The 16,221-nt window shown below is 60.5% G+C and carries 16 protein-coding genes and 1 pseudogene; 9 read left to right on the forward strand and 8 right to left on the reverse strand.

Going from position 1 to position 16,221, the window contains the following annotated elements; all coding sequences use genetic code 11:
* Positions 1-22 precede the first annotated feature (22 nt).
* The 3 genes from gltX to C6W91_RS03720 all read left to right on the forward strand — a co-directional run bounded on the left by gltX (position 23) and on the right by C6W91_RS03720 (position 3,973).
* Positions 23-1,423: a glutamate--tRNA ligase gene (gene gltX, locus C6W91_RS03710; RefSeq protein ID WP_274867519.1), complete on the forward strand. Its 1,401-nt coding sequence runs from the start codon at positions 23-25 to the stop codon at positions 1,421-1,423.
* Positions 1,424-1,551: 128 nt separating this feature from the next.
* Positions 1,552-2,847 (forward strand): citrate synthase, encoded by a 1,296-nt coding sequence (gene gltA, locus C6W91_RS03715; RefSeq protein WP_065270151.1) that lies wholly within the window; start codon positions 1,552-1,554, stop codon positions 2,845-2,847.
* A gap of 253 nt (positions 2,848-3,100) precedes the next feature.
* Positions 3,101-3,973 carry a calcium-binding protein gene (locus C6W91_RS03720; RefSeq protein ID WP_274867520.1) on the forward strand — a complete coding sequence of 291 codons (873 nt, stop codon included), beginning with the start codon at positions 3,101-3,103 and terminating at the stop codon, positions 3,971-3,973.
* Between the two features lie 64 nt (positions 3,974-4,037).
* On the opposite strand, the gene C6W91_RS03725 is transcribed toward C6W91_RS03720, so the two are convergent.
* From C6W91_RS03725 to C6W91_RS03750, 6 genes and pseudogenes are all read right to left on the reverse strand, one after another.
* Positions 4,038-4,814 (reverse strand): enoyl-CoA hydratase-related protein, encoded by a 777-nt coding sequence (locus tag C6W91_RS03725; protein WP_370570440.1) that lies wholly within the window; start codon positions 4,812-4,814, stop codon positions 4,038-4,040.
* A gap of 114 nt (positions 4,815-4,928) precedes the next feature.
* Entirely contained in the window at positions 4,929-5,408 is a 480-nt protein-coding gene (locus C6W91_RS03730) for a cytochrome c-type biogenesis protein CcmH (RefSeq protein WP_370570441.1), read from the reverse strand.
* An 11-nt stretch (positions 5,409-5,419) separates the two neighbouring features.
* Positions 5,420-7,387, reverse strand: coding sequence for a heme lyase CcmF/NrfE family subunit (locus C6W91_RS03735; protein WP_274867522.1), 1,968 nt, complete (start codon positions 7,385-7,387; stop codon positions 5,420-5,422).
* Between the two features lie 150 nt (positions 7,388-7,537).
* Complete coding sequence (locus C6W91_RS03740) at positions 7,538-7,789, reverse strand: Rpp14/Pop5 family protein (RefSeq protein ID WP_370570448.1); 252 nt, start codon at positions 7,787-7,789, stop codon at positions 7,538-7,540.
* Positions 7,758-8,156 (reverse strand): annotated as a pseudogene (locus tag C6W91_RS03745) (3TM-type holin); the annotation flags it as partial. The pseudogene C6W91_RS03745 and the gene C6W91_RS03740, both read right to left, overlap by 32 nt.
* Complete coding sequence (locus C6W91_RS03750) at positions 8,057-8,677, reverse strand: holin-associated N-acetylmuramidase (protein ID WP_274867523.1); 621 nt, start codon at positions 8,675-8,677, stop codon at positions 8,057-8,059. The gene C6W91_RS03750 and the pseudogene C6W91_RS03745, both read right to left, overlap by 100 nt.
* 199 nt (positions 8,678-8,876) lie before the next feature.
* Here C6W91_RS03750 and asd point away from each other — a divergent pair, with 199 nt between their 5' ends.
* A complete protein-coding gene (gene asd, locus C6W91_RS03755; RefSeq protein WP_274867524.1) occupies positions 8,877-9,767 on the forward strand; it encodes an archaetidylserine decarboxylase in 891 nt (296 codons plus the stop codon).
* Between the two features lie 3 nt (positions 9,768-9,770).
* On the opposite strand, the gene C6W91_RS03760 is transcribed toward asd, so the two are convergent.
* A complete protein-coding gene (locus tag C6W91_RS03760) occupies positions 9,771-10,193 on the reverse strand; it encodes a PaaI family thioesterase (RefSeq protein ID WP_274867525.1) in 423 nt (140 codons plus the stop codon).
* Positions 10,194-10,251: 58 nt separating this feature from the next.
* On the opposite strand from C6W91_RS03760, the gene C6W91_RS03765 reads away from it, so the two are divergent.
* From C6W91_RS03765 to gluQRS, 3 genes are all read left to right on the forward strand, one after another.
* A complete protein-coding gene (locus C6W91_RS03765) occupies positions 10,252-11,040 on the forward strand; it encodes an enoyl-CoA hydratase (protein WP_274867526.1) in 789 nt (262 codons plus the stop codon).
* Positions 11,041-11,379: 339 nt separating this feature from the next.
* Entirely contained in the window at positions 11,380-12,723 is a 1,344-nt protein-coding gene (trmFO, locus tag C6W91_RS03770) for a methylenetetrahydrofolate--tRNA-(uracil(54)-C(5))-methyltransferase (FADH(2)-oxidizing) TrmFO (protein WP_274867527.1), read from the forward strand.
* Between the two features lie 15 nt (positions 12,724-12,738).
* Complete coding sequence (gluQRS, locus tag C6W91_RS03775; protein ID WP_274867528.1) at positions 12,739-13,581, forward strand: tRNA glutamyl-Q(34) synthetase GluQRS; 843 nt, start codon at positions 12,739-12,741, stop codon at positions 13,579-13,581.
* Positions 13,582-13,587: 6 nt separating this feature from the next.
* Here gluQRS and hisI read toward each other — a convergent pair whose 3' ends face one another.
* Positions 13,588-13,983, reverse strand: a complete 396-nt coding sequence (hisI, locus tag C6W91_RS03780; RefSeq protein WP_274833959.1) for a phosphoribosyl-AMP cyclohydrolase — start codon at positions 13,981-13,983, stop codon at positions 13,588-13,590.
* A 58-nt stretch (positions 13,984-14,041) separates the two neighbouring features.
* Between hisI and C6W91_RS03785 the strand changes: the two genes are divergently transcribed.
* Positions 14,042-14,494, forward strand: a complete 453-nt coding sequence (locus tag C6W91_RS03785; protein ID WP_065270139.1) for an iron-sulfur cluster assembly scaffold protein — start codon at positions 14,042-14,044, stop codon at positions 14,492-14,494.
* A 58-nt stretch (positions 14,495-14,552) separates the two neighbouring features.
* Positions 14,553-15,959 carry a methyl-accepting chemotaxis protein gene (locus tag C6W91_RS03790; RefSeq protein WP_274867529.1) on the forward strand — a complete coding sequence of 469 codons (1,407 nt, stop codon included), beginning with the start codon at positions 14,553-14,555 and terminating at the stop codon, positions 15,957-15,959.
* The last annotated feature ends 262 nt before the right edge of the window (positions 15,960-16,221 follow it).

Below are 16,221 nucleotides of genomic sequence, written 5' to 3' on the forward strand. Positions count from 1 at the left end.
TTCCAAAAGGTAAATCACCTCCATGTCCAAACCGGTCGTCACCCGTTTCGCCCCCTCGCCCACCGGCTTTCTGCATATCGGCGGCGCCCGCACCGCGCTGTTCAACTGGCTGTATGCGCGCGGACGCGGCGGTAAATTCCTGCTCAGAATCGAAGATACCGACCGGGAGCGTTCCACCCCCGAAGCCACCGCCGCCATCCTGCAGGGGCTGGACTGGCTGGGCCTGGATCACGACGGTGATGTGATCAGCCAGTTCGAACGCGCCGACCGCCACGCCGAGGTTGCGCATCAGCTGCTGGCCGAAGGCAAGGCCTACAAGTGCTTTGCCACCCAGGAAGAGATCGCCGCCTTCCGCGATGCCGCCCGGGCCGAGGGAAAATCGACGCTCTACCGCTCGCCCTGGCGCGATGCCGATGCCTCCACTCATCCGGATGCGCCTTACGTGGTGCGCATCAAGGCCCCGCAGGAGGGCACATCGGTCATTCGCGATCAGGTGCAGGGCGATGTCTCGATCCGCAACGACCAGTTGGACGACATGATTCTGCTGCGGTCCGATGGCACGCCTGTTTATATGCTGGCCGTGGTCGTGGACGATTACGACATGGGCGTCACCCATGTGATCCGGGGCGACGACCATCTCAACAACGCCGCCCGTCAGATGATGATCTACGAGGCCATGGGCTGGGAAATTCCGGTCTGGGCGCATATTCCGCTGATCCATGGCCCCGACGGCAAGAAACTGTCGAAACGCCACGGCGCCCTTGGCGCGCAGGAGTATCAGGCCATGGGATATCCCGCGGCCGGCATGCGCAACTATCTGGCCCGTCTCGGCTGGAGCCATGGCGACGATGAGTTCTTCACCGACGCGCAAGCACGCGAATGGTTCGATCTGGATGGAATCGGCAAAAGCCCGGCCCGGTTCGATACCAAAAAGCTGGAAAGCCTCTGCGGGCAGCATATCGCCGTTAGCGATGACGCTGCACTGCGGCAAGAGATCGAAGCCTATCTTGCCGCAGCCGGTGAGCCTGCCCTGACTGACGTTCAGTCAACTGATCTTGAACGGGCCATGTACTGCCTGAAAGATCGCGCCAAGACTTTCCCTGAACTTCTTGAGAAAGCGCATTTTATCCTGACGTCACGCCCCATCGAACCGGATGCAAAGGCGGCCAAGGCGCTGGCATCTGTATCCGATAGTATACTGAATGAATTGACGCCGCAGTTGCAAAGTGCTAGCTGGACGCGTGACGATCTGGAGGCGCTTCTCAACCAATTCGCGGAAGCACAGGATACCAAGTTCGGCAAGCTGGCCGGCCCGCTGAGAGCGGCCCTGGCAGGCCGGGCGGTAACGCCTTCGGTGTTCGATATGATGCTGATTTTGGGCCGTGAGGAAACATTGGCCCGTTTGACCGACGCTGCAGGCTGATCCCGCCTCTTAACCCTTGGGTAAGTCTGCTTCGATACGACCTCACCTGCGCAGTCCACGCGCAGGTGCTGCCTGCACGAAGCCCGGATTTCTCCGGGTTTTCGTGCCTGTAACAGGAAGGGACATCTATGACCGATACCAATAAGACAGCCCAGCTCAGCCTGAATGGCGAAACTTACGAGCTTCCCATCTTCTCTCCGACAGCCGGGCCCGATGTTCTCGACATCCGCAAACTCTACGCGCAGGCCGGTGTCTTCACGTACGATCCGGGCTTCACCTCGACCGCAAGCTGCGACAGCACCATCACCTTCATCGATGGTGGCAAGGGCGAGCTGCTGCACCGTGGCTACCCGATCGACCAACTTGCAGCCAATTCGCACCACCTCGAAGTCTGCTACCTGCTGCTGTACGGTGAGCTGCCGACCGCTGCTCAGCTGGAAGATTTCGAAGCGCGTGTGACCCGTCACACCATGGTGCACGAGCAGATGCACAACTTCTTCCGTGGTTTCCGCCGCGATGCGCACCCGATGGCGACCCTGGTTGGTGTGGTTGGCGCGATGTCCGCCTTCTACCACGACTCCACCGATATCGCCGATCCGTGGCAGCGCGAGGTCGCCTCGATCCGCCTGATCGCAAAACTGCCGACCATCGCCGCGATGGCCTATAAATATTCGATCGGTCAGCCCTTCGTCTATCCGCGCAACGATCTGGATTACGCCGCGAACTTCCTGCACATGTGTTTCTCGGTTCCGGCCGAAGAATATCACGTCGACCCGATCCTCGCCCGCGCCATGGACCGGATCTTTATCCTGCACGCGGACCACGAACAGAACGCTTCGACCTCGACCGTGCGTCTGGCGTCCTCTTCCGGTGCAAACCCGTTCGCTTGTATCGCAGCTGGTATCGCCTGCCTCTGGGGTCCGGCCCATGGCGGCGCCAACCAGGCTTGCCTCGAGATGCTGAAAGAAATCGGCACCGTCGACAAGATCCCCGAGTTCATCGCCCGCGCCAAGGACAAGAACGATCCGTTCCGCCTGATGGGCTTTGGTCACCGCGTGTACAAAAACACCGACCCGCGCGCCAAGGTTCTGAAACAGTCCGCGGATGAGGTTCTGGAACTGCTCGGCGTCGAAGACAACCCGCTGCTGCAGGTTGCCAAGGAGCTGGAACAGACCGCGCTCAACGATCCTTACTTCATCGAGAAGAAACTGTTCCCGAACGTCGACTTCTACTCGGGCATCATCCTGGAGGCGATGGGCTTCCCGACCTCGATGTTTACGCCGATCTTCGCGCTGTCGCGCACCGTCGGCTGGATCTCGCAGTGGAAAGAGATGATCGCAGACCCACAGAACAAAATCGGTCGTCCGCGTCAGCTGTACCTCGGCGAAACCGCCCGCGATTACGTGGATATCGAGAACCGCTGATCGGCATAACAGCCTTGATTGGACGCCTCGCGCCTTCTGGGTGCGGGGCGTTTTTTTTTGGGCGTGGCGGTCACCTCCGGCCTTCGTGTGCAAAGGCGAAAAACTCCTGCTCCAGCGAATTTCAGGCGCCCACATGAGCATTGTCGCTCGACGGGAAACGGTGGTAAAAGTTTGTTTTCTATTAAAAATTGACTCACCCACCTCTCGGGGTTAATTTTCCATAAGTTGTATTAAATAATTTCAGGACGACCCTATGATTGCTCTTTTCGCGCTTGTTTCTCTTGGGCTTTTTGCCGGGCTGATCATGGACTCCAGCGATGATGGAGATAACCTGCCCGATGACGATCTCAGCGATCTGCCCTCCCCCCCAGGAAATGGTAACACGACCCCACCGGGCGAATTGATCGAAGGTAGCAGCGGGGATGACTCGCTTACAGGCACTAACGCAGGTGAATCCATCGCGGGACGCTCCGGAAATGACGAAATCGACGGTCGTGGGGGAAATGATCGTCTGTTTGGCGATAGTGGCAGTGACACGTTGGTGGGAGGCTTTGGCAACGATTTGGTCTCCGGCGGCGACGGCAACGATCTGCTGACCGGTGCCGAAGGCAATGACACCATATTTGGTGGTCAGGGAAATGACGGAGTCATTGAGGGTCAAGGGAGCGACACCATCAACGGGGGAGAAGGCGATGACGTCCTATGGGTCAGCCGTTTTGATCTGCATCCCTCCGGCGCCATCCGGGCCGATGTCGATACCGGTGGCGATGCCGTGAATGGCGGCGCCGGGGATGATCTTATCCTCTTTGGCCGCGATGATACCGTGACTGGCGGCGACGGCGCAGATGAATTTTTCGCCGGTCGTTGGCTGGAAACCACCGAGGCTGCCACCATTACTGATTTCGAGCCGGGCGAGGATCAGATCGTTTACGGTTTCAATCCCGAAGACGGCCCGCCACCGCGGTTTTCTGTCTTCAATCAAGAGAATGAGGATGGGGGTAGCGATGCTATCGTCCTGGCAGACGGGGTCGAGGTCCTACGGGTTCTGGATCAGGATGGACAGTTCGATCCAGACCGCCATATCCGGCTGTTTGCCGATGGCGCTAGCGCGAGACCTACGATCTGATAACTGAAATGAAAAACCCCCGCCGGAATAACCGGCGGGGGCTTCCTGTTGCATAAGGCTGTCTTCAGCGCCCTTCGAACTTGGCTGGGCGTTTTTCCATGAAGGCAGTGACGCCTTCCAGGAAATCGCGGGTCTTGCCGCATTCGCCCTGCAGTTGCGCCTCAATCGAAAGTTGTTCGGGCAGGCTTTTGTCATAGCTGCCGCGCATCGCGGTCTTGATGGCGCCAAAGGCCTTGGTCGGCCCCTCGGCCAGATAGGCAGCCCGCGCCCGCCAATGGGCGTCGAACTCTGCATCCGGCACCGCTTCCCAGATCATGCCCCAGTCGCTAGCCTGCTTGGCCGTAATCTTGTCAGCGAACAGGGCCGCGCCCATTGCCTTGGCCAGCCCCATCTGGCGCGGCAGGAACCAGGTACCGCCTGCATCCGGCATCAGGCCGATCCGGGCAAAGGCCTGCAGGAAATAGGCGCTCTCGGTCGCGATCACCACATCGGCTGCCAGCGCCAGATTGGCCCCTGCCCCGGCCACAGGACCGTTGACCGCCGACATGGTCGGCACCGGGCAATCATAAAGCGCCTCAAGCATCGGCGTGTATTCGTCGCGCAGCGTCCGCTCCAGATCCAGGTCGCCAGAGCCAGAGGCATCGCTCAGATCCTGCCCCGAGCAAAAGGCGCTGCCAGCGCCGGTGAGCACCACAGCACGTGCCTCGCTCGCGGCCTGTTTCAGGGCATGGGTCAGTTCGGCCCGCATCTGACCCGTCAGCGCGTTCATCTTCGACGGGCGGTTCAGCGTCAGGATCGCCAATCCGATCTCAAGCGAATATTGGATTTCTTTATAGTCCATCAGAGGGCCTCGTCTGTCTTCTCTCGGATCCCCGCGGCCCAGTGGCGCCGCAGAGCGGATGTGATTTCAGCCATGGTGGCGTAAAGCATTGCGGTCGAAAAGCCGGACCCGGCGTCACTCGTCCATAATTTTCCGCAGCCGGTCTTCTTCCTCGGGGCTCAGCCCGGCCTCTGCTGTTCCGGGCGCCCTGGCCCGCCCACGCAGATACCCGGCGCCAAGACCAAGGGCCAGCAACAGCATCAGCGGACCCGCCGCCCAAAGCAGCCAATTCGCTCCCGTGGTGGTGGGCCGCAGCAGCACGTATTCGCCGTACCGGTCGACCACGAAATCGATCACCTCGGTATCACTGTCCCCGGCCACCAGGCGCTCGCGCACCAGAAGCCGCAGATCCCGCGCCAGATCGGCGTTGGATTCATCGATATTCTCGTTGCGGCAGACAAGGCAGCGCAGGTCCTTGGACAATTCGCGCGCGCGTCCCTCCAAAACCGGATCGGATAGGACCTCATCCGGTTGGACGGCCAGTACAGGCGTCGCAGGCAGCGCGACCACCCCCATGAGGGTGATCACCAGAACCTTTGCAAACCGATTGAGCATAGCCGCGCCCCTCATTCTGCGGGCACCTTGGCCGCGCCAGCGCCCTTGCGAGCGCCTGCCGCCACGCGGAATCGTCGATCGCTGAGGCTCAGCATGCCGCCAAGCGCCATGAGCAGACAGCCACCCCAGATCCAGTTGGCCAGCGGTTTGATATAGGTCCGCACGGTCCAGCCGCCATCTGCCTGCTGATCCCCGATCACCACGTAAAGGTCACGCAACAGCCGGTAGTCAATTGCGGCCTCTGTCGTCGGCATCTTCGCCACCGGATAGGTGCGTTTTTCAGGATGCAGCACAGCAACATCCGCGCCATCCTTAAAGATGCTGACGGTGGCCATGGAGGTGAAGTAGTTCGGCCCCCGCGCGCGATCGACCGCATCCAGCACCAGCTCGTACCCGCCGACAGTAAAGGGCTCTCCGATCTTGGCAACGCGGATGTCTTCCTCTTCCCACGCCGTCAGACCGGCAATGGCAAAGATGGTGATCCCCAGCCCTGCATGGGCCACGGCCTTACCCCAGTCGGCGCGCGGCAGGCGCAGCAAGCGCCCAATCTGCCCGACCTTGCCGGTGCGCGACCACAGATCGGCAGCGGCGCCAAAGACCACCCAGGAGCCGATGAACAACCCGATGGGCCCCAGACCGGAGCGGCCCGTCTGCATGGCCCAGGCCAGCACACCCAAGGCAACCGACAGGACCAGCACATAGCGCAAGTACCAGATCGTCTGGCCCAGCTTACCGCGTTTCCACGGCAGCATGGCGCCAACCGGCAGGATCATCCCCAAAAGCACCATGAAGGGGGTGAAGGCCGCGTTGAAGAAGGGCGGCCCGACGCTCAGTTTGCGGGCAAAGGCCATTTCGGCCACGATCGGCCAGAGCGTGCCAAAGAACACCACAAAGCAGCTCACGGCCAGCAGGATGTTGTTGGCCACCAGCGCGCCTTCGCGACTGACGATGCCAAAAACGCCCTTGGCCTGCATCTGCTGGGCCCGCGCCGCGAACAACGTCAGCGCCCCGCCGGTAAAGAAGGCCAGGATAAAGAGGATGAATACGCCGCGTTCTGGATCGTTGGCAAAGGCATGCACCGAGGTCAGCAGCCCCGAGCGAACGATAAAGGTCCCGATCAGCGAGAAGCCAAAGGCGAGGATGGCCAGCAGGATGGTCCAGCTTTTGAGTGACTCGCGTTTTTCCACCACGATGGCGGAATGCAGCAGCGCTGCCGCCAGCAGCCAGGGCATGAAGCTGGCGTTTTCCACCGGGTCCCAGAACCAGAAACCGCCCCAACCCAGCTCGTAATAGGCCCACCAGGATCCCAGCGCGATGCCGATGGTCAGGAAAATCCAGGCGGCAAGCGTCCAAGGCCGCACCCAGCGTCCCCAGGCGGCATCAATGCGCCCCTCGATCAGGGCAGCCACGGCAAAGGAAAACGCCATCGAAAGCCCAACATAGCCGAGGTAAAGGAATGGCGGGTGAAAGGCGAGGCCCGGGTCCTGCAGCAGCGGGTTCAGATCCTGCCCGTCAAACGGCGGCGACACCAGCCGCAGGAACGGGTTCGATGTGAACAGGATGAAGGCAAAGAAGGCGACGCCAATGGCCGCCTGCACCGACAGAACCCGCGCCTTCAGCGTCTGCGGCAAGCCGCCGCCAAAGACCGAAGCCACCGCGCCGAACAGGCTGACAATCAGCACCCAGAGCAGCATGGAGCCTTCGTGGTTCCCCCAGGTGCCCGAGATCTTGTAAAGCATCGGCTTGGCCGAGTGGCTGTTGAGCGTCACCAGCCGGAGCGAGAAATCCGAAGTCACGAAGGCCCAGACCAGCGCCGCAAAGGCAAAGGCGGTAAAGAAGAACTGCGCCTGTGCCGCAGGTTCGGCGACGGCCATCCAGCCGGGCCAGCGTTTATGGGCGCCGATCATGGGAACGACCATCTGCACGATGGCAACCAGAAAGGCGAGGATGAGGGCGAAGTGACCGAGTTCTGTAATCATACTTCTGTCTATAATCTTTCACCGGGGCGGCGCCAATGGCATTTGGCGCGTCCAGCCGCCGCAGGAGGCGATTGCGCGCTTACTCTGCGGGGTCGGCCTGCAACAGCCTGAGCTGGCTTTGCTTCCATGCCGCCAGCGCCGGGTTTTCGGCTACCGCACTCGCCGCCAAGTGTCCTTCCTGCTGCATAGAATGGGCTTCTTGAACGGACGGCGCCTCACCACCCTGCAAAGATGCAAAGCTTTCCACGCCTTTCGGCATGCGCGCCGCGACTTTCGCAAGACTCCGCTGGAACTCCTGGCTTTTGATCTGATGACGCGCGCCAAAATAGAAAGAGACGACAACCCCCAGCAGCCACCACAACGGTTCAGGCACTGCCGCCAGCCCCTGCATCCGGGCTGCAAACCACGAGGGGTTGGCCATTGCGCTCACCATCAGCCCCACTGTCCCGAGCGCCAGCAGCGGCCTTGGCAGCCGGTTGATCCCATCCATCACCCGATCAAACCCGCTACGCCGTTCAGCGCGGAATTCTGCCGCGAACTGCTGCAGCGCCGCGCCTTGCGCCCGGCTGGCCCGCTCTGCACCGGCCTCCGCGTTTTCACGAAACACCTCAACTGCATTCCACAATGCATTGCGATTGCTTCCAAAAAGCAATTGAAATAAACCTGTGATCATCGTTTTTCTTCCTGCCACCGTGCAACCCGCCGGACAAAGGCCTTCCGGTCCATGTGGTATTTGGTGCTGATGAATACCTCGGCGCGCCGGATCCATCCGCCCTTGCCGCCCGCGCGGGTCCGAGCGTATTTACGGCTGGCCGGGCGCCGGTCTGCCAAGTCGAAATAGTAGCTGCGCCGGGCAATGCCGTAGGCGTCGCGCAGGCTGCCGTCATCTACCTGCGCCGCCCGCTGCGCCGCCGCTGCTGTATGCGGCCCGATAACCCCGTCCACCGCCAAGTCAAATCCCATCTCCTGTAGCAGCCCCTGCAGGATCCGGACCGCGTTAGCGCCGGAATTGACGTACATATCGAACACCGATGCCTGGAGCGCCTCTGGCAAGCGGGCGATTCCTGGACGTTCGAAATACCAGCGGATGAAGATATCCACCGCATCTTCGCGGCTCAGCGCCTTCACATCCCTGGTGTCGACCTGCCCGTCACCGGTGACATCAATTCCCAGCCGTTTCAGGGTCCCGATCGTGACCCCGTGTTTGGTGGCCCCACCCGGATCACCGGGATCATTCACATAACCGCCTTCGCGCTCGACGATCTCTTCGGCAATCTGCCTGACCTGCATCCGCACACTCTTTGCTGTTTAGTGGCAAAGTGTTGCACCAAACAGCTGAGGTCCCGTTACCCTGGCGTCCGCGTGTGAGGCAACGGTCTGGCCCTGCGGCCCTCCGCCGCCGTTGCATTCCGCCCTTGAGCCTTCTGCGCGCACTCTGCTACCTCATCGCCACGGGCCAGACAGGCCGGACAAGCGGCAAGGCAGACAGATGACGAATACTCCGATCAAGGTAGTCGACCGGGCAAGCGGCACGGTTTTCGACGAGGTGATCCTTGGCGAGAAATGGATCCGCTGGGCTTATCAGGACGCAGGCTCCAGCCTGCTGGAGCGCGCACTGTTCCGATCCTCTTTGGTTAGCCGCCTGTTCGGGCTGTGGTTCGACTCGCCCCTGTCCCGGCGCAAGATCGCCGCGGTCATCGAGGAACTGTCGATTGACATGGACGAGGCCCGTGATCCGGTCTCCAGCTTTCGCTGCTTTAACGATTTCTTCGTGCGGCACCTGAAACCGGAAACCCGCCCCTATAGCGATGAGCCACGCGACATCGTCTCCCCCGCGGACGGCCGTGTCTTGGTGTTCCCAGAGCTGGATAAGGACGTCTTTGTCCCGGTCAAAGGGCACCCGATGTCAATCCGTACCATGCTGCCCGGCCTGCATGAGCGGTTTCTGGGCGGCGCCCTGGCCATCGTCCGCCTGTGCCCCGCCGATTATCACAGGTATCATTTTCCGACCGCAGGCCAGATCGTTGAAACCCGTGACATTCCCGGCGCGCTGCATTCGGTGAACCCCATCGCGCTTGGCGCCGGGCCGGATGTGTTCGGTGACAACAAGCGCAGCCTGACCCTGATCGACACGGACACGGCGGGCACCATGTGCTTTGTCGAGGTCGGCGCCTTTGGCGTGGGGTCCATCGTCAACACCCGCACCAGTGGCCGGGTCGAGAAGATGGACGAAAAGGGCTATTTCAAGTTCGGCGGCTCCACCGTCGTCGTAGTCTTTGAACCCGGGAAGGTCCAGTTCAGCGACGACCTGATCACCAACAGTTCCAAAGGCTTGGAAACCCTTGTGAAAGTCGGCGAACCTCTGGCGCGCGCCCTCTGACCCCTATTTTTCCGGCGGAATCGAGTATGTCATGGTGGAGCGCGCCACCATCTTGTCCGAATCTTCCGAATACATATGCACATCGCCAACAGCGAGCGAGCGGCCCAGTTTCAACAGAGTTCCTTTGGCGATCAGATCGACACCCGCCTCGGGCTTGCGCATGAAATCAAGCGAGCAATTGGTGGTCACCGCCAGTGCCTTGCGTCCCAGCCGGGATAGTACCAGCCCGTAGACCGTCACATCAGCCAGCGCGAACATCGAAGGGCCAGACACAGTGCCGCCCGGTCGCAGGTGCCGTTCTGCCGTCAGCAGCCGCATGGTGATCCCTGCCTCGGACAGTTCATCCACGGCGAAATCATCCGCCACCTGCGGAAAGATCTCCGCCATATAGGCGGTCAGCCCCGCCGCATCAAAAGCCAAAGCCATGCTTTTCCTTCTCCCTTGTCCGCCATAGAGTTGCCCCAAACAGGGTCAGGAGGACAAGATGACAATTCTGGAACGTCGCGACGCAAATGCGATCGCACATCTGCGCATGAACGCCCCCGAGCGGCTAAACGCGCTGTCGGATGAGATGCTGGCCGCCCTGCAAGAGCAGATCGACGCCTTGAAAAACGACAGCACAATCAAGGCCGTTGTACTCTCTGGCGAGGGCAAGGCCTTCTGCGCCGGGCACGATATCCGACAGATGAACGCAGGGCGCGCGGCCGAGGATGGTGGCAAGGCCTATTTCGAGGGCCTTTTCGCCCGCTGCACCAGCGTGATGCTGGGCCTGCAACGCCTGCCGCAGCCGGTGATTGCCCAGGTGCATGGGATTGCGACTGCCGCCGGCTGTCAGCTTGTCGCCTCTTGCGATCTGGCCGTGGCCGCGCAGGGCACCCGGTTCGGCGTCAATGGCGTCAATATCGGTCTGTTCTGCTCAACCCCGATGGTGGCCCTGTCTCGCAATATCCCGCGAAAACATGCCTTTGAACTGCTAACCACGGGCGAATTCATGTCGGCCGACCGCGCCGCCGAATTGGGTCTAATCAACAGAGCGGTGCCCGAAGAGGATCTGGAGGCGGAAACGCTGAAGATGGCACAAACCATCGCATCAAAACTCGGCTCGGCCGTGAAGATCGGCAAGGAAGCCTATTACCGTCAAATCGAAATGCCGCTGGATGAGGCCTATGCCTACACCAGCGGGGTGATCGTCGAAAACCTGATGCATCGCGACACCATCGAAGGGCTCAACGCCTTTATCGAAAAGCGTCCGCCCAACTGGGAAGACAACTGAGTTTTCCGAAAATTTAAAACAAGTTTAGCCTTTGTTTACGATTGACTAGATATTGTTTCCATATCCGGTCTTTCAATAAAGGCAGGATAATGGCAAAGGTTGGGCACTGGTCACAGACCGGTCACAATTTTGGGCCGCTGCGTCGGAAGGTCCCTCCAACCGGGTCTCTCTCCCCGGTCGACATTCCCGCCGCAGTGGCCCCAAAATTCTCCCCTGCACAATACCGGTTCCAATGATGAGCAAACGGGTGCGTTGTCGGCCCCCTTGCATTGCGCGCCATCGCTGCCCCCGACGCATGTCATATTGCGCAATGGCCATCCCTGCCCTATGTGGCACCTCATGACACAAGAATTGCATATCGTGGGCGGCGGCATGGCCGGGTCCGAAGCTGCCTGGCAGGCGGCGAACATGGGCGTAAAGGTCGTGCTGCACGAGATGCGGCCCAAGGTCGAAACCTTTGCCCATCAGACCGGCAACCTGGGTGAGATGGTCTGCTCCAACTCCTTCCGCTCCGATGACGATGAACAGAATGCCGTCGGCCTGCTGCATTGGGAAATGCGCGCCGCCAAGGGTCTGATCATGACCACGGCGGATAAGCATCGCCTGCCCGCAGGCGGCGCCCTGGCGGTGGACCGGGAACCCTTTGCCGAAACCGTGACCGCCCAGCTTAAGAGCCTTCCGAATGTCTCTGTTTCTTATGAAGAAATCACAGAGCTTCCCACCGAAGGTCACTGGATCTTTGCAACCGGTCCGCTGACCTCCCCCGATCTGGGCAAGGCGATCCAGGCTGAAACTGGCGCCGAGGCGCTGGCGTTCTTCGATGCCATTGCGCCCATCGTCTATGCCGAGAGCATCAACATGTCCAAGGCCTGGATGCAGTCGCGCTATGACAAGGGCGAAACCGAGGAGGAGCGCACCGCCTACCTCAACTGCCCGATGGACAAGGACCAATACGAGGCCTTCATCGACGCGCTGCTCGCCGCCGACAAGACAGAGTTCCACGAAGGCGAAACCGCAGGCTATTTCGACGGCTGCCTGCCGATCGAAGTGATGGCCGAACGTGGCCGCGAGACCCTGCGCCACGGACCGATGAAGCCCGTCGGCCTCACCAACCCGCACCAGCCAGAGGTCAAGGCCCACGCGGTGGTCCAGCTCCGCCGCGACAATGCCTTGGGGACGCTGTTCAACATCGTCGGTTTCCAGACCAAGATGAAATACGGCGCCCAGACCGAGGTTTTCCGGATGATTCCGGGGCTGGAGAATGCCAGTTTCGCTCGGCTTGGCGGTATCCACCGCAATACCTTCCTCAACTCTCCGACCCTTCTGGACAGCCAGATGCGCATGAAATCGCGGCCCAATATCCGCTTTGCCGGGCAGATTACCGGCGTCGAAGGCTACGTGGAAAGCGCCGCCATGGGCCTGCTTGCCGGTCGTCTGGCCGCTGCGGAGATCCTGGGCAAGCCCCTGACCGATGTGCCTCAGGACAGCGCCATGGGCGCGCTGATCCACCACATCACCGGCGGCGCCGAGGCCAAGACGTTCCAGCCAATGAACGTGAACTTTGGCCTGTTCCGCCCGGTGGATGGGCTGAAAGGCGGGCGTCGCGGCCGCAAGGACCGCTACAAGGCCTATACCGACCGGGCCAAGGCCGCCTGGACCGAATGGCTGCAGCAGTTTTCCTGAACCGCGAGGGGCGCAATGACATTTCGCACCCGTTTTGCGCCCTCGCCCACCGGCCCGCTGCACCTGGGCCATGCCTATTCCGCGATCATTGCTCATGAAATGGCCCGCGCCGCCGGAGGCGCCTTCCTGCTGCGCATGGAGGACACCGACCTGCAACGGTCGAAACCGGAATGGGACGCGGCCATCATCGAAGATCTGACCTGGCTGGGCCTTCGCTGGGACGAGCCTATTCTGCGCCAGTCAGAGCACCTGAAAGGCTATAACAAATACCTCAAAGCCTTTGAAAGTATGGGGCTTTTATATCCCTGCTCCTGCAGCCGCGCCGATATCCGCGCCGCCGTTTCCGCGCCGCAGGAAGGGGTATCGCACGACGTTTATCCCGGCACCTGCAAGCACCGCCCCATGTCGGATCGCAAACCCGGCGACGCGCTGCGGCTGCATCTTGACCGCGCGCTGGCCCGCCTCAACGGCCAGAGCGTGACGTTTGAGGAAACCGGCGCGGCGCATAAGGGCACACACCATCTGGATCCTGAGCGCGCCCTGCAGGAAATCGGCGATGTCGTTCTGTCTCGCAAGGGCGAAGAGATCATCGCCTATTTCCTCGCCTCTGCGCTGGACGACGTGCATCAGGAGATCACCCACGTGGTGCGGGGCGAGGATCTGTTTGACTTCACCCAGCTGCAGGTGCTGCTGCTGACCCTTCTGGATCTGCCCGTGCCGGTCTACCACCATCACCGCCTGATCCGGGATGAAGCGGGAAAACGCCTTGCAAAACGTGACGATGCCCGAGCCATCGCAAAATACCGCGCCGAAGGCGCAACACCGCAGGACATCCGCCGCATGGTGGGCCTTGGCTGAGCTGCCTCAGACCATGGGCGCCATCAGTTCGACCTCTTCCCCTTCCCGCACAGCGGTATAGAAACAGCTGCGCCGGTTGGTGTGGCAGGCCGGTCCGGTCTGGCGCACGACAGCAAGCAAGCAATCCCGGTCACAATCCAGTCGCAGATCCACCAGTTCCTGCACGTGGCCCGAGCTTTCGCCTTTGACCCAGAACGACTGCCGCGAACGCGACCAATAGGTTACCTTGCCCGTCTCCAGCGTGCGCGCGACGCTTTCGGCATTCATCCAGGCCATCATCAGCACCTCATGGCTGTCATGGTCCTGCGCGATACAGGGGATCAGCCCGTTTGCGTCGTAACGCAGGCTTGCGGGATCAAAGGACTGTGTGGTCGCGCTGGACATGGCAAAAACCTTTTGCATCTGAAACGTCGCCCCCTATGTATGAGGAACTCCACCCAAGGGAAACCCCGAGGCCCGCATGTCCAGCGAAACCGATCTGATCAAACTCTATTCTTCCCGCATTCTGGCCCTTGCAGCGGATATTCCGCATTTAGAGCGTCTGGAAGATCCTGATGTCACAGTGAAAAAACGCTCGCCTCTCTGCGGGTCGACGGTGACCGTCGATCTGAAGGTCGAGGATGGCAAGATCACCGATTTCGGCCAGGACGTGAAAGCCTGCGCCCTGGGGCAAGCTGCGGCATCGGTTGTGGCGGATCACATTATCGGCTGCTCGCTGGAGACGGTGGAAAAAGCCCGCAACCAGCTGAAAGCGATGCTGACCGAGGGTGCCGAACCGCCGCAAGCCCCCTTTGACGAGCTTGAGGTATTGGTGCCCGCCCGTGAGTTCAAGAATCGCCATGCTTCGATCATGCTGGCGCTGGATGCGACGCGTGAGGCGCTTCAGCAAGTTGCTAAGGAAGAGTGCACTTAACGATAATTTTATAACATTTGGGCTACTTGTTGACTGTAACGAGTAAACGGGTCCCTAAATGCTGCAAAAACAAGACACTCAGGCGCCATCAGTCGCGGACGCCAATCTGAACGATCTTGCCGAAATCTCTTCCCAGCTCGGTTTTGAAATTGTCGACATTGCCGGGTTTCTGGACACGATCGAGAGTAAATCCAAAACCCAACTTGAAGATCTTGACCAATTGGACCGAGGCGCCGAGCGGGTTGTCAGATCGAATGCGCAGGTCATGGAGACCGTGGGTGCCGTCTCTCTATCAACCCAGAAAACGCTGGAGTCAGCCAGAGAGTCCGTAGCCCTCGTCCGCGAAAGCAGCGGCCGCAGCCAGGAGGTTGCCGAATGGGTGCAGGATCTCAACAGCCGGACCGAGGACGTCAGCAGCACCGTCGACGCTATGCGCAAGGACAACGAGATCATCACTTCGATCGCGGCGCAGGTGAACATTCTGGCCATCAATGCCAAGATCGAAGCGGGGCGCGCAGGCGATGCCGGGCGGGGATTTGCGGTCGTTGCAGAGGCGATCAATGATCTGTCCAAACGCACCCAACGCGCGGCACGGGAGATCAGCACAAATATCGAAACGCTTTACAGCTGGATCCGGACTCTGGACGAAGAGACTGAGACGATATCCAAATCCGCCAAACAAATCCTGGACCGCGCCCGAGATACCGACGCGTCGCTGGCTGGCATTGAAAAAGACGCCCAGAACGTGAACAGCGAAACCGGCCGGATTCTGACCGATGCCACGACCGTGCGCGACGCGATGGAGGCGTGTTTTCCCAACATCAACCGGATCAAGCATTCTGTTCAGGACACCACTGACGACATTCAAAAGACCCACCACCGTGTTGAAAATCTTATCATTTCCTCTGAACGCCTTGTTCAAGGCACGGTCGCTCTTGGCGGCCAATCCGGGGACAAGATGTTCATCGCATTTGTCACCGACATGGCGGCCCAGATTGGCAAGCTATTCGAAGAGGGCCTTACCAGCAGCCGGATTTCGCAGGCAGATCTGTTCGACCGGACCTATGTTCCAATCCCCAACACCAATCCGACACAGGTCATGACCCGTTTCACCAAGTTCACCGACAGCGTCCTGCCGCCGCTGCTGGAGGCCGCCCTGGATCTGGATCCACGCGTGGTCTTTTCCGCAGCGGTGGACGTCAACGGATACCTCCCGACCCACAACAAGAAATTTTCCAAACCGCAAAGCGCAGATCCTGACTGGAACATGGCCAACTGCCGCAACCGGCGGATTTTCGATGACCGCGTCGGGCTCAAGGCCGGACGCAACACAGGTCCCTTCCTGATGCAGGTTTACCGGCGCGACATGGGCGGCGGCGACTTTGTCATGATGAAGGACCTGTCGGCGCCCATTACCGTGGGCGGTCGCCATTGGGGGGGGCTCCGGATGGCCTTTACGACCTGAAGCCCAATTACACGGATCCCAGAAACAGACGAAAACCCCGCGCAACTATATATTCACGCAATAAAAAAAGCCGCCACACATCCGGGCAGATGGTGGCGGCAACTCTGGTTCTTCATGCGGGACGGGTCACGCTTTCCGGCAATCAGGCAAGGCCGGACGGGGATGGGTACAGGCAGGTGTTCCCCTCATCGGTTCGGGACAGGATGCAGTGCGACCACCATGAAGAGCCAAGATCGAATTCAGGATTGTGTCAGGCTTAGAA

It is taken from the genome of Phaeobacter sp. SYSU ZJ3003 (assembly GCF_041300735.1).
GTDB lineage: Bacteria > Pseudomonadota > Alphaproteobacteria > Rhodobacterales > Rhodobacteraceae > Phycobacter > Phycobacter gallaeciensis_A.

Coding starts and splice junctions, on each gene's coding strand:
- C6W91_RS03785 (WP_065270139.1), top strand. CDS start 14,042: ATGTCCAGCGAAACCGATCTGATCAAACTCTATTCTTCCCGCATTCTG.
- gluQRS (WP_274867528.1), top strand. CDS start 12,739: ATGACATTTCGCACCCGTTTTGCGCCCTCGCCCACCGGCCCGCTGCAC.
- gltX (WP_274867519.1), top strand. CDS start 23: ATGTCCAAACCGGTCGTCACCCGTTTCGCCCCCTCGCCCACCGGCTTT.
- gltA (WP_065270151.1), top strand. CDS start 1,552: ATGACCGATACCAATAAGACAGCCCAGCTCAGCCTGAATGGCGAAACT.
- C6W91_RS03750 (WP_274867523.1), bottom strand. CDS start 8,677: ATGCAGGTCAGGCAGATTGCCGAAGAGATCGTCGAGCGCGAAGGCGGT.
- C6W91_RS03725 (WP_370570440.1), bottom strand. CDS start 4,814: ATGGACTATAAAGAAATCCAATATTCGCTTGAGATCGGATTGGCGATC.
- C6W91_RS03790 (WP_274867529.1), top strand. CDS start 14,553: ATGCTGCAAAAACAAGACACTCAGGCGCCATCAGTCGCGGACGCCAAT.
- hisI (WP_274833959.1), bottom strand. CDS start 13,983: ATGCAAAAGGTTTTTGCCATGTCCAGCGCGACCACACAGTCCTTTGAT.
- asd (WP_274867524.1), top strand. CDS start 8,877: ATGACGAATACTCCGATCAAGGTAGTCGACCGGGCAAGCGGCACGGTT.
- C6W91_RS03735 (WP_274867522.1), bottom strand. CDS start 7,387: ATGATTACAGAACTCGGTCACTTCGCCCTCATCCTCGCCTTTCTGGTT.
- C6W91_RS03730 (WP_370570441.1), bottom strand. CDS start 5,408: ATGCTCAATCGGTTTGCAAAGGTTCTGGTGATCACCCTCATGGGGGTG.
- C6W91_RS03760 (WP_274867525.1), bottom strand. CDS start 10,193: ATGGCTTTGGCTTTTGATGCGGCGGGGCTGACCGCCTATATGGCGGAG.
- C6W91_RS03765 (WP_274867526.1), top strand. CDS start 10,252: ATGACAATTCTGGAACGTCGCGACGCAAATGCGATCGCACATCTGCGC.
- C6W91_RS03720 (WP_274867520.1), top strand. CDS start 3,101: ATGATTGCTCTTTTCGCGCTTGTTTCTCTTGGGCTTTTTGCCGGGCTG.
- trmFO (WP_274867527.1), top strand. CDS start 11,380: ATGACACAAGAATTGCATATCGTGGGCGGCGGCATGGCCGGGTCCGAA.